Origin of the sequence: Streptomyces sp. NPDC048411 (genome assembly GCF_040704695.1) — a bacterium.
GTDB lineage: Bacteria > Actinomycetota > Actinomycetes > Streptomycetales > Streptomycetaceae > Streptomyces.
In genome coordinates, this window is the sequence record NZ_JBEZKL010000303.1 from 1 (window position 1) to 1,455 (window position 1,455).

Consider the following 1,455-nt stretch of genomic DNA (forward strand, 5'->3'; position numbering starts at 1 on the left):
GCACTAGTAGGGCTTTGTTAGGTCCGGTGGTGGGGTTCGGGGGTTGGTGCAGGTTGGCCGCATATCGAGCAGGCGCCGGTCCAGGTGGCCAGGAGGGCCTGGAGTTCGCGGAGGACCGCGTAGAGGGTCAGGCCGGCGCAGGGGCTTTTGGGTCGGCCGTAGCAGGGTGCAGAAGGCCTGGGCGAGGGCGGCGAGGGTGACGTGGCGGTGCCAGCCGAGGTAGTTGCGGCCCTCGAAGTGGTCCAGGCCGAGACCGTCCTTGAGCTCACGGTAGTCGTGCTCGACTCGCCAGCGGATCTTGGCGATTCGCACCAGCTCGCGTAGTGGGGTGTCGGTGGGAAGCGTCGAGAGCCAGTAGTCGGTGGGCTCGGCGGAGTCGGGTGGCCACTGGACGAGCAGCCAGCATTCGGGCAGGGAGCCGTCGGCGGCGCGGCGGATAGTGCGGTTGGCCGGGCGAACCCGCAGGGACAGGAACTGAGAGCGCATCTCGGCATTCGGGTTGTGCCTGGTGGCCTTGCTGCCCTGGCGCCAGGTGACGGTGCGGGTGGCCGTTTGTCCGGCGGCCAGGGCCAGCGCGCGCAGGGTGGTGTGCGGCTGGGGGTAGGCGGACACGGGAGGGCGGCCCTGCCCGGAGTACGGCGGGCGCTCGGGCGTGGCGTCGCCGGGGTGCGCGGTCGTGGTGGCTTTGACCGCGACCGCGTAGGTCAGGCCGCGCTCGGTCAGGCCCTCGCGAAAGCCCGTGGCGTCGCCGTATCCGGCGTCGGCGACGACCGGCAGGTCTGGCAGCTCCCAGCCCTCGCGGACCTCGTCGAGCATGTCCAGGGCCAGGCGCCACTTCTCCCGGTGGCGAGCAGTCTCGGGGATGCCGGCCTTGGCGCGGCGGCGTCGGATCGCCTCCGCCAGCAACGCGTCGTCACCGTGCTTGGTGTCGTCCCAGCTCTCGGGAAGGAACAGGCGCCAGTCGACGGCGGAGGAGGCACGGTCGCTGACCAGGTTCACGCTGACCCCGATCTGGCAGTTGCCGCGCTTGCCCAGCGCGCCGCAGTACATCCGTGCCACCCCCGGCGAGTCGTAGCCGTCCTTGGGGAAGCCGACATCGTCGATGGCGTACGCCTGGGCAGAGATGTGCGCCGCAGCCCAACGGGCCGTCCGCTCACGGACCTTGGAGTAGTCCCAGGTGGAGGAGGAGACGAACTGCTGGAGTTGCTGGTGGTCCACGCCCAAGCGATCGGCCATCGGCTGCATGGACTTACGCTTGCCGTCCAGCATCAGCCCACGCAGATACATCTCGCCCTTGGCCCGCTGGTCCCGACGGGCCAGCGAGCCGAGCATCTGAGCCGCGAACGCCTCCAGACGCGGACGGACCTCTTCCATCTCCTCAGGTGTCACACCTCAAAGAAGATCACAACCCTACTCCTGCTTGATCATCCGGGGTACCTAACAAAGCCCTACTAG

At 69.1% G+C, this 1,455-nt stretch carries 1 protein-coding gene; it reads right to left on the minus strand.

What is annotated here, in order from left to right; translation table 11 throughout:
- Window positions 1-3 precede the first annotated feature (3 nt).
- Complete coding sequence (locus AB0915_RS39175) at window positions 4-1,389, minus strand: IS701 family transposase (RefSeq protein ID WP_366696181.1); 1,386 nt, start codon at window positions 1,387-1,389, stop codon at window positions 4-6.
- Between the last annotated feature and the right edge of the window lie 66 nt (window positions 1,390-1,455).